General features: G+C 70.5%; 12 protein-coding genes. 5 read left to right on the forward strand and 7 right to left on the reverse strand.

The features are described 5' to 3' along the window. Positions 1 to 3: 3 nt before the first annotated feature. From AB0H93_RS06580 to AB0H93_RS06590, 3 genes are all read right to left on the reverse strand, one after another. Positions 4 to 171 carry a hypothetical protein gene (locus tag AB0H93_RS06580; RefSeq protein WP_358568344.1) on the reverse strand — a complete coding sequence of 56 codons (168 nt, stop codon included), beginning with the start codon at positions 169 to 171 and terminating at the stop codon, positions 4 to 6. A gap of 340 nt (positions 172 to 511) precedes the next feature. Continuing rightward, positions 512 to 1189, reverse strand: a complete 678-nt coding sequence (locus tag AB0H93_RS06585) for a response regulator transcription factor (RefSeq protein WP_093260900.1) — start codon at positions 1187 to 1189, stop codon at positions 512 to 514. Continuing rightward, positions 1186 to 2370 carry a DUF5931 domain-containing protein gene (locus AB0H93_RS06590; protein ID WP_358568347.1) on the reverse strand — a complete coding sequence of 395 codons (1185 nt, stop codon included), beginning with the start codon at positions 2368 to 2370 and terminating at the stop codon, positions 1186 to 1188. Before AB0H93_RS06590 ends, AB0H93_RS06585 begins: the two co-directional genes overlap by 4 nt. Before the next feature lie 174 nt (positions 2371 to 2544). On the opposite strand from AB0H93_RS06590, the gene AB0H93_RS06595 reads away from it, so the two are divergent. Further along, complete coding sequence (locus AB0H93_RS06595) at positions 2545 to 3741, forward strand: GGDEF domain-containing protein (protein WP_358568350.1); 1197 nt, start codon at positions 2545 to 2547, stop codon at positions 3739 to 3741. Positions 3742 to 3835: 94 nt separating this feature from the next. On the opposite strand, the gene AB0H93_RS06600 is transcribed toward AB0H93_RS06595, so the two are convergent. Beyond that, positions 3836 to 5014: an AI-2E family transporter gene (locus AB0H93_RS06600; protein WP_358568353.1), complete on the reverse strand. Its 1179-nt coding sequence runs from the start codon at positions 5012 to 5014 to the stop codon at positions 3836 to 3838. Between the two features lie 200 nt (positions 5015 to 5214). On the opposite strand from AB0H93_RS06600, the gene AB0H93_RS06605 reads away from it, so the two are divergent. Then, a complete protein-coding gene (locus AB0H93_RS06605; RefSeq protein ID WP_358568356.1) occupies positions 5215 to 6078 on the forward strand; it encodes a hypothetical protein in 864 nt (287 codons plus the stop codon). Positions 6079 to 6255: 177 nt separating this feature from the next. Further along, a complete protein-coding gene (locus tag AB0H93_RS06610; protein WP_358568359.1) occupies positions 6256 to 7623 on the forward strand; it encodes a hypothetical protein in 1368 nt (455 codons plus the stop codon). A gap of 68 nt (positions 7624 to 7691) precedes the next feature. On the opposite strand, the gene AB0H93_RS06615 is transcribed toward AB0H93_RS06610, so the two are convergent. Further along, a complete protein-coding gene (locus tag AB0H93_RS06615) occupies positions 7692 to 8996 on the reverse strand; it encodes a glycosyltransferase 87 family protein (RefSeq protein WP_358568363.1) in 1305 nt (434 codons plus the stop codon). Between the two features lie 292 nt (positions 8997 to 9288). Here AB0H93_RS06615 and AB0H93_RS06620 point away from each other — a divergent pair, with 292 nt between their 5' ends. Continuing rightward, a complete protein-coding gene (locus AB0H93_RS06620) occupies positions 9289 to 10140 on the forward strand; it encodes a GGDEF domain-containing protein (protein ID WP_132479513.1) in 852 nt (283 codons plus the stop codon). A 237-nt stretch (positions 10141 to 10377) separates the two neighbouring features. Here AB0H93_RS06620 and AB0H93_RS06625 read toward each other — a convergent pair whose 3' ends face one another. Together AB0H93_RS06625 and AB0H93_RS06630 are read right to left on the reverse strand one after the other, a co-directional pair. Continuing rightward, positions 10378 to 11469, reverse strand: a complete 1092-nt coding sequence (locus AB0H93_RS06625; RefSeq protein ID WP_358568506.1) for an inositol-3-phosphate synthase — start codon at positions 11467 to 11469, stop codon at positions 10378 to 10380. A gap of 20 nt (positions 11470 to 11489) precedes the next feature. Further along, positions 11490 to 12080 (reverse strand): PadR family transcriptional regulator, encoded by a 591-nt coding sequence (locus tag AB0H93_RS06630; RefSeq protein WP_358568367.1) that lies wholly within the window; start codon positions 12078 to 12080, stop codon positions 11490 to 11492. A 249-nt stretch (positions 12081 to 12329) separates the two neighbouring features. Here AB0H93_RS06630 and AB0H93_RS06635 point away from each other — a divergent pair, with 249 nt between their 5' ends. Next, complete coding sequence (locus tag AB0H93_RS06635) at positions 12330 to 12734, forward strand: DUF5318 domain-containing protein (RefSeq protein WP_207954109.1); 405 nt, start codon at positions 12330 to 12332, stop codon at positions 12732 to 12734. The last annotated feature ends 246 nt before the right edge of the window (positions 12735 to 12980 follow it).

Here is a 12980-nt window from a genome sequence, read left to right on the forward strand (position 1 = left end):
CGGTTACCACTTACCGCCGGCCTGGGTGATGACCTGGGCGGCCGTCGCCTGGGACCCGAAGAGGGCCACCGCGGTGTTGTCGGCCACGATGGTGTTGACGTCGCCGCCCCACCAGCCGCCGAGAGCCTCGCGCTCGGGCAGCATCTCAGCGAACTCGTACGAGAACTCCATGGTCATGCTCCTGTTCGCATTGACGGAATTTCGACTGCGGCTTCGTGCCGCTGGTGACGAGTACGCCAGAAGCCCGTCACTCGACCGTCACCACACCGTCACGCGGAGTCGCGATGCGCCGCGCAGGCCCCGGGGTCACGGCCCGTAATGGCGGGGATGGCCAGCGGAAAGGCGGACCGGCGGAGATCTTTCATCGTTGAATCGGGTGAACCGGGAAAATCCTGCACGGATCGCAGGTCACCGAACGAGAAAAAGACCCGCGCGCCGACCGGGCACACGGGTCTTGACCTGCGAATTCACTTGTTCTTGAGGCGGCGCGGCCGCAAGACGGCCCGGAAGGTCAGGCGCCCTCGGGCTCGGCCTCCTCCTGGTCCAGGCCGTGCTCGATGGCGTAGCGGGCGAGCTCCACCCGGTTGTGGAGCTGCAGCTTGCGCAGCGTCGACTGGACGTGGTTCTCCACCGTGCGGTGCGAGATGACCAGCTTCTTGGCGATCTGCCGGGCGGTCATCCCCTTCGCGACCAGCCGCAGCACCTCGGTCTCCCGGTCGGTCAGCTGCGGCGCCTGCGACTCCGAGTCCGGGGTGATCGCCATCCGCCGGTACTCGCCGAGCACCAGCCCGGCCAGGCCGGGCGTGAACACCGCGTCGCCGGCGGCGGTGCGCTGCACCGCGTCCACCAGCTCCTCGACCGACGCCGACTTGACCAGGTAGCCGGACGCGCCGGCCTTCACCGCCTCCAGCACGTCGTTGTGCTCGCCGCTGGCGGACAGCACCAGCACCCGGGTCCCGGAGATCTCCTGGGTGATGTGCAGGGTGGCGCTGACCCCGGAGGTGTCGCCCAGGTTGAGGTCCATCAGCACGACGTCGGGCTTGACGGTCCGCGCGATGCGCAGCGCGGATGCGCCGTCGCTCGCGGTGGCCCGAACCTCGAAGCCGCGCTCCGTCAGGTCGCGGGCGACCCCGTCGCGCCACATCGGGTGGTCGTCGACGACCATCACGGTGACGGGCGGCTCGCTCATCGTTTTCCTCCTCTGCGGCGCTTGCCCGGGATCGCTTCCGGTCGGGGAACCCGGACCTCCCACTCCGTTCCCTCGCCGGGCGTGGTGTCGAGCGTGATCGTGCCACCCATCGACTCCACGCGGCCCCGAATCGACTTGGCCACGCCCAACCGTCCCTCGGCGGCGGCTTCTTCGAGGCGGCCCTCGGGGATGCCCGGGCCGTCGTCGCGAACGGTGAGCACGACCTCGTCCGGCAGTTCCTCCAGCAACACCCACGCCTGGGCGTCCGCGCCGGCGTGCTTCTCGACGTTCGCCAGAGCTTCCCGCGCCACCGCGAACAGGTCGCTGCTCAGCGGCTCCGGCAACCGCACCGGATTGCCCGGTATCGACACGTTGATCCGGCCGGTGCGCAGCACCTGCAGCCGCGCGGCGAGGTCGACCTCACCGTCCTCCGTGGTCTCCTGCGGTGTGGTGGCGACCAGCGCGCGCAGCGCGATCTCCTGCTCTCCCGCGAGTTTCGCCAGCTCGGCCGCTTCGCCGCCGAGCTCCGCGCCGCGCCGACGCACCCGCGCGAGCACCTGCAGCACGCTGTCGTGGATGTTGCGCGCCAGCCGTTCCCGCTCGGCGGTCGCGGCCTCCGCGCGCAGCGCGCGGGCCAGCCGATCGGTGGACCGTCGTGCGGTGTCCGAAGCCAGGCCGATCACCAGGCCGGTGCCGACCAGCAGCAGCGTGTCCAGCGACATGGTCTGGTCGCTGAAGCCGCGGATCAGGTAGTTGCTGGCTGCCGCGATGATCCCGGTGGCCAGCCCGCCGAACACGCCCCACTGCGAGGCGGCGGCGGTGACCATCGTCGGGTGCCAGACCGTCACCACCGTCGGGAGGTTGTCGAGCATCTGGTGCTCGGTGAGGATGAATTCGTTGCTGAGGAACAGCGCGGACACCACGACGCAGTCGATCAGCACCATCCGGTTGGTGCGCCCCGCGCGGGACCAGTACCGCCAAACGGTGAACGCGGTCCACACGCCCATCAGGAAGATGACCACCGCCGCCAGCCACGGCCGCTCGTAATCGCCGAACTGGTAGAAGAACCAGAAGCAGGCGTAGAGGAACGTGACCACGCGGAACACGTTGTGCCCGCGCCAAAGCGGCGAGCGGCCGTCGGCGACCTGCGGCTGGCGCGACGGCTGTTGCGGATTGCCCACATTCGCTCCTTCCCCAGCGGACCATCCTGCCGTACATCGGGGTTGGCGGAGACCGCCGGATCGAGCACTCTGCGTGTTTGTGATCACGACGAGCATCGCCCCGAATGGCCCGAGTGGCGAGCTTCGGCCGGGCGGTCCGCTGTGCGAGGCTCGGCGGGGGAGGTGATCGGCTTGGTGGGGGGATGGCTGCTGTGGCGGCTGCGGCCAGCGGCGATCGCCTACGTGCTCACCGTGCAGGCGATCGCATTGGCGCTGGTCGTGCTGGTCTTCGTGACGAGCCGGTCGCCGCTGCCGCGCGAGCTGCTGACCTTCGCGATGCTGGCCGCCACCGCCGGGACGGTCATCGTGATCACCTCGGTGTCGATCAACGTTCAGCGGCAGGTGCGGCGGAACCCGTGGACGCTGCACATCGCCTACCTGGCCGCCGGAATCCTCACGCTGCCGCCGAACCTGCTGGTGCTCCTGCTGCTCGGGCCGACGCTGCACGGCGTGCTGGACGGCCGCCCGGAGCTGCACCGCTGGCTGTTCACCACGGCGGCCACCACGATCGCCACGCTGTCCGCGCGGTTCCTCATCGGCTGGTCGGAACCCGGCTGGTCGCCGGCGCAGTTCGTGCTGACCGGCGCGGTGCTCTTGCTGGTACGGGCCTTCGTGGTCGCCGGCGGCATCCGGCTGCGCAACCCGTCGGCGGCGCGGGCGGACGTGGTGGGCGAGCCGATCGACGTGCTGCTCGGCATCGTCGCGGCGAGCCTGGGCGGACTGCTGGCGGTGGCGGTGCACAACGAGCCGGGCAGCGCCCTGCTGGCCGGGCCGCCGCTGGTCCTGCTGGACCTGGCGGGCCAGCTGCCGCAGTGGCGGCGGTCCGCGCAGCGGGACGGCAAGACGGGCCTGGCCAATGCCGCGCACTGGGAGCGGTTGGCGCGCAACGAACTCCACCGGGCGCAGACCCGCGGCCAGCCCGTCTCGCTGCTGCTGCTCGACCTCGACCACTTCAAACGGGTCAACGACGAGATCGGGCACCTGGCGGGCGACACGGTGCTCGCGGCCGTCGCGATGATGCTGCGCAGCAGCGTGCGGCGGGAAGACGTGGTCGGCCGCTTCGGCGGCGAGGAGTTCGTGGTGCTGCTGCCGGGCACGGACACCGGCATCGCGTGCGCGGTGGCGGACCGGGTCCGGGCGTCGACGGCCGCGTTGTCGGTGCCCGCCCGCGACGTCCACGGGCGGCACCGGGAGCTCGACGACCTGACGGTCAGCATCGGCGTGGCCACCACGTCCCGCTTCGGCTACGAGCTCACCGACCTGCTGGTGGCCGCCGACGCGGCCCTCCTCGCGGCGAAGTCCGGCGGCCGCAACGCGGTCACCCTCGCCTGAGGGCCTGTTTCCGCAGGTGGGCTAAGCGGCTGCGCCGCTTCAAAGACAACGAACACCCCACGTCACGACATTCGAAACAGCCTCTTGAACCCCGTCAGACCTCGGAGTTCTGCGGCGCCTGTTCCGGCTTCTCGTCCGGCGTCTCGTCGGGCGGCGGTGGTTCCGCTTCGGCCTCCCCGGCGGGTTCGGCCGGTTGCTCCGGTTCCTCCTCCACCAGCGAGCGGATCGCCGAGTTCAGCACCGCGACCATCGGCACCGCGAGCAGCGCGCCGACGATGCCCGAGACCACCATGCCGATGCTGATCGCCAGCACCACGCCCAGCGCGTGGATCTGCACGGCGCGGCCCAGGATCAGCGGCTGCAGCACGTTGCCCTCGATCTGCTGCACCGCGAGCACGATGCCGACCACGATCAGCGCGACGACCCAGCCCTTGGTCACCAGCGCCACCAGCACCGCGACCGCACCGGAGGCCACCGCGCCGACGATCGGCACGAAACCACCGAGGAACACCAGCGCCGCCAGCGGGATCGCCAGCGGCACGCCCAGGATCATCAGGCCCGTGCCGATGCCGAGCGCGTCCACCACCGCGACCAGCGCGGTCGCCCGCACGAAGCCGACCAGCGACGCGAAGCCCTTGCAGCCGGCGACGTCGACCCGGTGCCGCACGTGCTTCGGCGCCAGCTTCGTCACGAACAGCCACACCCCGCGGCCGTCGTGCAGGAAGTAGATCAGCGTGAACAGCGCCAGCACCAACCCGGTGAGGAAGTTGCCGAAGGTGCCCGCGGTGGACAGCGCGCCGCTGGTCAGCGCCGCCTGGTTGGCGGCCAGCCACTCCTGGGCCTGCGTCAGGTAGTGGCCGATCTGCTCCTCGTTGATGTGCAGCGGGCCCTGCGCCAGCGAGTCCTTCAGCTGGTTGAGGCTGGCGACGACCTGGCGCTGCAGGTCGGGGAAGCCCTCGATGAACGCGTTGATGACGAAGGTGAGGACGCCGCCGACGACCGCGAGCCCGCCGATCAGCACCATCGCGGTGGCCAGCGCCCGCGGCACGCCGCGCCGGGCCAGCCAGGACACGATCGGGGCCAGCAGCGCCGACAGCAGCAGCGCGATGGCCACCGGGATCACGACGACGTAGATCTGGCCGATGACCAGCCCCACCACGTACAGGGCGCCGAGTACCACCACCAACCGCCAGCTCAACGCCGCCGAGACGCGGAGCACGCGGGGAATCGACGCCGCGGCGTCGTCCCGGGTGGTGATCTTGAAGTCGTTCACCCTGCCACCGTAGCGCCGACCACCGGACCCGGGGGCGAAATGACCACGGCGCGCAATCGGGTCGGAACACCAGTAACACGATGTGGCGAAGCTGTCGCTCTGCGCTTACGGAAGTGGCTGTTGTGGTGAAAGAGTGCGCGGCGGCGAGGAGGCAAGTCCAACGGGGAGTCGCCCGAAGCCGAGGAGGTTCTGGCACCGAGATGTCCGGCCGCTACCGCACGACGGGAGCCGCCCGACCGTGGCGGCTGCTGACCCGTGCCCTGGTCGTGGTGGGCGCGACGGCCGCCGGAACCTCCGCGGCTTGGCTCATCGGCACCGGGCTCCCGGCGGACGCCGCGAACCTCGCTCCGGCCGCGCCCGCCGACGAATCGGCCGCGCCGCCGGAATCGGCGAACCCACCGGCCGCGCCGGTGGAAGGTGCGACCACCGACCGGTCCGGCCCGGCGGAGTTCTCGCTCGGCCGCCTGAACCCGGTCGAGCTGGTCCGGTCCGAGCCGGCGGAGCGGTTGCTCGACGCGGCGAAGCCGGTGACCGGCGTGCTGCAGGAGTCCACCGACGGAGTCCGGCACGTCGCGGGCGACGCGCTGTCGGTCACCGAAGCCCAGGCGGGCGCGCTGTCCACGTCCGTCGACAATGGACTGGTCGGGCTCGACGGCCCGCTGCTGTCCGGGGAAACCACCCCGCAGCAGGGCTTTTCGCCGTCCGCGCCGCTTCCGCAGGCCGCACCGGCGCCGGGCGCAGCGCCCGCCGTCCCGCAGCCGGCGCAGCAGGTCGAGCAACAGCGGTCGCCGGAGCAGGCGGACGCGGTCACCCGGCCGCGCGCGCCGGAACCCGCTGAGGCGCCCGGAAACCAGGGCTGGCCAAGGCCTTTCGCCCTGCCCACGCTGCCCGGCGCGCCCGGTTGCGGAGGCGCCGGCGACGGCCAGCAGCACAACACCGCCGCGGTCGGCTGCTACCCGGCCGAACCGGCCCGCACCCCAGCCTTCGCCGGGGCGTCGACCCGCGACTTCGCCAGCACGCTGATCAGCGCGCCCGAACCGCAGCCGGGCACTACGCCCGACTAGACCACTGCGCGGCGCAGGCGACGGATCTCGTTGCCGTCGAAAGGAAATCCGCCGCGCGCAACCCGGCTCCACCTTTCCGATGCCCGCCGTCTCCCGATGATCAAGTTCCGATGACGGTGTGGCTCCCGCAGTTGATTTTCCTCCCCCGCAGGGGGAAACCTTGTGAAGGAGAGATCCATGCAGACTTGGGCGAAGCGCGGTGTGCAAGCCGCGCTGGTCACTGGTGGGATGTTGGCCGTCGGCACGGGGGTCGCGTCCGCCAGCCAGGCCTGCCCGGAGCGTCCGACCCCGCCGCTGGGCGAATCGATGCTCCCCCCAGTACTCGACGAGCTCGGAGACGATGCGGTGCCTGCCGATCGGTGCTTCGCGGGTGAGCTGTTCCCCGAGAGGTCCGGCACGCGGTACAACGCGCCGCTGGTGGAGTCGCGGACCAGCCACCCGGTCACCGCGATCGCGGGCACCATCGACCCGGTGCGCGACCTGCTGCCGGCCGTCGAGAACGAGCTGACCCGGGAGATGCCGGCGCTGCGCGACTGGCACATCCCGGCGCAGACCGCCCCGCTGCACCTGGCCGGCTGGGTCGCCGACCCCGCCGAAGCCCGGCCGCTGGACCTCGTGCCCGGTCTGTCGCCCTTCGACGGCGACCGCCCGGTCACGCCGGCCGAGGGCTTCCACCGCTCGCTGAGCTGGGCAGGTCCCATCGGTGCCGTCATCCAGGGAGGTGCCAACACCCTCGACGAGGGTGCTTTTCAAACGGGTGCGCTCCTGGATGTCCCTGCAGACCTGGTGATCCCGCACGACGACCTGGTCTACTTCGACGGCTTCAACGCCCCGGCCGACGGCATCGTCGAGCTCTGGGAGGGCGCGCTGTCCCGCGGCCAGGGCGGCCTCGTGACGCCGGACCAGGTGGACCTCACGACCGCGGAGCTGCCCGGCCTGCGCAGCGACCTGCGCACCGTGCCGCACGAGGTGCTGGCCGGGGTGCTGTCCGCGGTCGCCGCCGAGCCGACGCCGCGCGCCGACCTCGTGCCGCTGGAGGTGCCGGGCGAGCACCAGGTGAAGGCCAACGAGATCCCGGACCTCACCGGAATCCCCCTGGTCAGCGTGTCCCAGACGCCGGGCACCACGCAGCGCGGTGAGTCCCCCGGCGTGACGGCGCCGCTGCCGGCGCTGGGCGAGCTCAACGCGTTCAGCGGCGGCCAGACTTCGGTGCCGCAGGTCAGCCGGATCTCCTCCGCGCTGGACGGCACCGCGGCGCGCAGCGAGGAGCCGGCGTTCACGGCTGCGCCGCTGCGCTCCGACGTGGCGGTCACGGTGCTGGACGAGCTGGCCGCGGCGGTGCCCCCGGAGCAGGTCGTCACGCAGAACCCGTTCCGGCCGGTGCCCGCGCCGCGGACCGGCGGCATGGCGCTGCCGGTGCTCGACGGCGGCGTCCCGGACATCACGGCGGTGCAGGGCCACACGCTCCCGACGCCGGGCGTGACCTCGGACGGCGTCCTGCGCTCCCTGGAGAACGCGGACACGGTCGTGTTCAACCGGATCTGAGCCGAACGCGAAAAACCGGGGCGAGCACCAAGCTCGCCCCGGTTTTTTCATGCCCACGTCCAGGGTGGCTACGGCACCGGAGCCGTTCGGGGGGCTTCCGGGGCTGCTTCGCCCGGGTCGATCACCGTGCGCCGGGAACGCCACCACAGCACCGCGTTGTAGAGCAGGAACGCCAGTCCGAAGTAGACGTAGGAGTTGCCGATCAGCTGCTGGAAGAAGTTCCAGGTCAGCTCCAGGCCGTCGCCCTGGGGCATCTTCCAGTGCGGGCCCATCATGAAGAACCCGGCCGTCATGGCGGCCGCGAGCAGCAGCCCCCAGTTCCGCCGGACGTAGCCCGCGCCGAGCAGCAGCACCAGGCCCGGGATCGCCCAAACCCAGTGGTGCGACCAGGAGATCGGTGACACCAGCAACCCGAGGATGGCGTTGATCGTCACCGCCGTCGGCAGATCCCGCTGCCGGACCGCGTGCACCATCCCCACCACGGCCAGCACCAGCGCGAGGAGCGCGAGCAGCCCGAACACCACGGTCAGGCTCGGCGTGGACATCTTGCTCAGCAGCGAGCGCAGCGACTGGTTGCCCGCGTAGGTCGACGCGTCGCCGGTGAACTTCGGTCCGAAGGACACGTTGCTGCTGGCCAGCATCTCCTGCAGCCAGAACCGCCGGGCGTTGTCGAAGGTCAGCGCGAAGCCCAGCACCGCGGTGCCCAGGAAGGTCAGCAGCGAGACCACGATCGTCCGGACGTCCCGGCGCAGCAGCGGCAGCAGCAGGAACACCAGCGGCGTCAGCTTGATCCCGGCGGCCAGGCCGATCAGCAGGCCGCGGGGGTACGGCAGCTTCTTCGCGCCGTCGGTCCGCCACAGGCAGTCGATCATGACCAGCGCCATCAGCACGATGTTGATCTGCGCGTAGGTGATCGTCTCCAGCACCGGCTCGCTGATCGTGGCCAGCGGCAGCACCGCCGCCGTCACCAGCAGCACCTTGTCCCGGTGCGCGCGCAGGAACGTCGAGGCGCTGAGCACCACGTACAGCGTCGCGATGAGCGCGAGGTGGCTGACCAGCATGATCACCGCGGTCGAGCCGGCCTTCGGGATCAGCGCCAGCGGCGCGAACAGGATGGCCGCGAACGGCGGGTAGATGAACGGCAGCTCCAGCCCGGATTCGGTGGCCGGTAGGCCGTTGTAGAGGTCGCGCCCGGCCAGCAGCGCCTTCGCGCCGAGCCGGTAGACCTCGCCGTCGATGTGGTCGTGCGTGTTGACGGTGGAGACCACCATCACCGCGACCAGCTCCGCGACCGCGATCACGGCCAGCAGAGATCGGTGGTCGCGCAACCGCTCCCACAGCGGCGGTCGACCCGCGGTCCCGTGCACCGGCATGCACCATCCTCTCGCCTGCGGCACCTCGACCAGCGTAGGGATTCGATCGGCAGAGGGGGCGGCGCGGGGCGTTTTGAGCGCAATGCCACCTGTCGATGTTTCACCTGCTCGCCTCACCAAATCCCGGCCGTCGAGGTGACCTGGGCGGAAACGGTGCGTGAACAACTAACGCACAGTTATGCGCACAGCGTGAATACCACCATTACGGGTGGTCACTGAGGCCTTGAATTTCGCCCTGCACTGAGGGGAGGCTCAGACGGACTGCTCCGTTTGGTGGGGAGGAGGGGGCCGAATGAGTGTCCTCGAGGTGACCGCACCGGGCCAGTTGGCGCCGGTTTGGGACGAACTCATCAGCGGACTGAATCTCGGCGTGCTGCTGACCGATGACCGCGGCCAGGTGCTGGCCACCAACGACGTCGCCGCCGAACTGATGCAGCTGGCCAAGGCCGATCTGCTCACCGGCGCCCGGCCCACCGGCTGGCAGGTGCGCGACGACACCGGCGCCCCGATGCCGGACTGGGCCGAGCTGGCCGGCCAGGTGCTGCGGGCCGGTTCGCCGCTGTCCATCCCGATGGTGATCGCCCGCAGCGGCCAGCCGCTGAGCCGCATCTGGGCGGACTACCACGCGGTGCAGGTGCAGGGCCGCCGCCGGGTGCTGGTGCTGCTGCAGCCGGTGCACACCGACGTCCCGCACAGCCGCGGCCTGCTGGACCCGCTGACCGGCCTGCCGGCCCGCGTCCTCCTGCTGGACCGGCTGGAGCAGTCGCTGGTCCGCGCCCGCAGCCGCGGCACGCTGTCCACGCTGGTGCTCATCGACGTGCAGCGGCTGGCCGCCTTCAACGCCGAGTACGGCTTCGACCGGGGCGACGACCTGCTGACCACGCTGGCCGGGCGGCTCCGGGAGGGGCTCAGCGACGAGCACACCGTCGCCCGCTACGGGGGCGACGAGTTCGCGGTGGTCGCGGAGCACCCGAGCGGCACCGGCGAGGAGATCGCCGCGCAGGCGCGGGAGGTGGCGGGCTGGCCGGTGCGCATCGGCCGAAAGCGAGTTCGTCCCGGATTGCGGGTGAGCTGGGTGACCACCGACGGCCAAGCGTCGGTGCACGCGGTCCTCGCCCGGGCCGAACAGCAGCTCCAACACTAGGAAAGGAGGTACCGCGTGGGTCTTGAGCAGACCCCGAGCAAGAAACAGGGGGCACCCGCGCGAAGCGGGTGCCCCCTCCTCATGCCCGTCCGGTTCTCCGCAATTTCAATGGAAATCGGACCTTCGATTTCCATTGAAATTGCGCGAGTTATCCACAGTCGGCCGAAGTTGTCCACAGGGGTTCGGTGTGTCGTGGCGTGACACGCCGACGGGACGCAACTTCCATTGAAATTGCGGTCAACGCTCCAGCTTGCCGGCGATGAAGTCCTCGACCGCCTGGTAGGCGGCGGAGTCGGAGTACTGCTCCGGCGGCGACTTCATGAAGTACGACGACGCGGACAGGATCGGCCCGCCGATGCCCCGGTCCTTGGCGATCTTGGCGGCCCGGATCGCGTCGATGATGATCCCCGCCGAGTTCGGCGAGTCCCACACCTCCAGCTTGTACTCCAGGTTCAGCGGCACGTCGCCGAACGCGCGGCCCTCCAGCCGGATGTAGGCCCACTTGCGGTCGTCCAGCCACGGCACGTAGTCCGACGGCCCGATGTGCACGTTGCGCTTGCCGAGGTCGCGGTCCACCTGCGAGGTCACGGACTGCGTCTTGGAGGTCTTCTTCGACTCCAGCCGCTCCAGTTCCTTCATGTTCAGGAAGTCCATGTTGCCGCCGACGTTCAGCTGCATCGTGCGGTCCAGGTGCACGCCGCGGTCCTCGAACAGCTTGGCCAGCACCCGGTGCGTGATGGTGGCCCCGACCTGCGACTTGATGTCGTCGCCGACGATCGGCACGCCCGCGTCGGTGAACTTCTGCGCCCACTCCGGGTCGGAGGCGATGAACACCGGCAGCGCGTTGACGAAGGCCACGCCGGCGTCCAGCGCGCACTGCGCGTAGAACTTGTCCGCCGCTTCGGAGCCCACCGGCAGGTAGGACACCAGGACGTCCACCTCGGCGTCCTTGAGCGCCTGCACCACGTCGACCGGCCGCTCGTCGGACTCCTCGATGGTCTCCCGGTAGAAGCGGCCGAGACCGTCGTAGGTGTGGCCGCGCTGCACGGTGACGCCCAGCGGGGGCACGTCGGCGATCTTGATGGTGTTGTTCTCGCTGGCGACGATCGCCTCGGACAGGTCGCGGCCGACCTTCTTCGCGTCCACGTCGAAGGCGGCGACGAACTTCACGTCGCGCACGTGGTAGTCGCCGAAGGTGACGTGCATCAGGCCCGGAACCCGGGTCCCGGGCTCGGCGTCGGCGTAGTAGTGAACGCCCTGCACCAGCGACGCCGCGCAGTTCCCGACGCCCACGATCGCCACCCGCACCGCTCGACGATCTTCGCCCATGGCAGGGCCCTCCTTCTTGCTCATCTGTCGTGTCCTTGCAGTTCTTGCTCGCCGACGTTGGGTCGGCCCGGCGCCGCAGCAGCCTGCTCGGCGCGTTCCTGTTGGATGATTTCGTCGAGCCAGCGGACCTCGTGCTCGCTGTGGTCCAGCCGGAGCCGGTGCAGCTCGCGGGTATAACGGTCGAACTGGTCCCCGGAGCCTGCCAGTGCGCTGCGCAGGCCGTCGCGGCGTTCCTCGACGCGGCGCCGACGCCCTTCCAGGATCCGCATCCGGACCTCGGCCGGCGTGCGGGAGAAGAACACCATGTGCACGCCGAAGGCGTTGTCGTCGCAGGCCTGCGGCCCGCAGTCGCCGACCAGTTCGGCGAACCGGTGCTGCCCGGCAGCTGTGATGCGGTACACGCGGCGCGTCCGCCGACCCCACCCGCGCGAGCTGGGTGCGTCGGTTTCTTCCTCGATCAACCCGGCGCGCAGCAGCCTGCGCAACGTCGGGTACAAAGTTCCGCAGGACAGTGCGCGGAAGGCGCCGAGCGTGTCGTGCAACCGCTTCCGCAGCTCATAGCCGTGCATCGGGGCTTCGTGGAGCAGCCCGAGCACGGCGAGTTCCAGCATTCGCACCTCCTCCGCCCGCGTTCAGCGCCCGATTGCCGCCCAATCGCGGCGCCGGATTCCAGGGCGGCCCCCGCACGCCCACAGATCGCGGCGAGGCAGGCCACCCTTCGGATTGTATCGCGCCGATATATCGGAAAACACAATCGAGCGGCCCTTGACGTGGTAGTCGTCACCGCTGGTGGCGGTCGGGGGCCCGGCCTGCCCTGAACGGCGCATGGAGCAGCCGTCGCCGACACGTACTCTGTGGGCGTGCGGACCCAACGGCAAGTGGTCGACTACGCGTTGCAGCGCCGAGCGCTGCTCGCGCAGGTCCACGCTGGCCGCGTCGGGGTGATGGAGGTCTGCGACGCCGATCCGTACCTGCTGCGGGCGGCGAAATTCCATGGTGAGCCGAGCGGGGTGACCTGCCCGGTGTGCCGGAAGGAACCGTTGACCCTGGTCTCCTGGGTCTTCGGCGACGCCCTCAAGCACGCGTCCGGAACGGCGCGGGCCCCCGAGGAGCTCGACCGGATGGCGGCCATGTTCGAGGAGTTCAACGTCTACGTCGTAGAGGTATGCCGCACATGTAACTGGAACCACCTCGTGCAGTCGTACGTCCTCGGGACGGATGGGTTGAACAACAGCCGGTCCCGGCGCAAGACTGCAGCGGAGTGACAGCGGTCGTGACCCCGAACACGATCGCGCGCCCGGTGCGGCGCAAACCCCGACGTGAACGCATCACACGGCGTCCGACGACGCCTGTCCTGGAGGCCCACTCGTGAACGACGAGCGTGACGACCCCACCCGAGGGCGCCACTCACGGCATCCGCACCCCGACGGTCGAGGCACGCCACCCCCGCCCCCCGGGCCCCCGCGCGCCGGTGACCAGGCGCGGCCCCCTCAGCGTCCGGCGCCCGGCCC

This window comes from Saccharopolyspora sp. NPDC050642 (genome assembly GCF_040654735.1).
Classification (GTDB): Bacteria; Actinomycetota; Actinomycetes; order Mycobacteriales; family Pseudonocardiaceae; genus Saccharopolyspora; species Saccharopolyspora elongata.

Coding starts and splice junctions, on each gene's coding strand:
- AB0H93_RS06610 (WP_358568359.1), top strand. CDS start 6,256: ATGCAGACTTGGGCGAAGCGCGGTGTGCAAGCCGCGCTGGTCACTGGT.
- AB0H93_RS06620 (WP_132479513.1), top strand. CDS start 9,289: ATGAGTGTCCTCGAGGTGACCGCACCGGGCCAGTTGGCGCCGGTTTGG.
- AB0H93_RS06630 (WP_358568367.1), bottom strand. CDS start 12,080: ATGCTGGAACTCGCCGTGCTCGGGCTGCTCCACGAAGCCCCGATGCAC.
- AB0H93_RS06625 (WP_358568506.1), bottom strand. CDS start 11,469: ATGGGCGAAGATCGTCGAGCGGTGCGGGTGGCGATCGTGGGCGTCGGG.
- AB0H93_RS06615 (WP_358568363.1), bottom strand. CDS start 8,996: ATGCCGGTGCACGGGACCGCGGGTCGACCGCCGCTGTGGGAGCGGTTG.
- AB0H93_RS06605 (WP_358568356.1), top strand. CDS start 5,215: ATGTCCGGCCGCTACCGCACGACGGGAGCCGCCCGACCGTGGCGGCTG.
- AB0H93_RS06580 (WP_358568344.1), bottom strand. CDS start 171: ATGGAGTTCTCGTACGAGTTCGCTGAGATGCTGCCCGAGCGCGAGGCT.
- AB0H93_RS06585 (WP_093260900.1), bottom strand. CDS start 1,189: ATGAGCGAGCCGCCCGTCACCGTGATGGTCGTCGACGACCACCCGATG.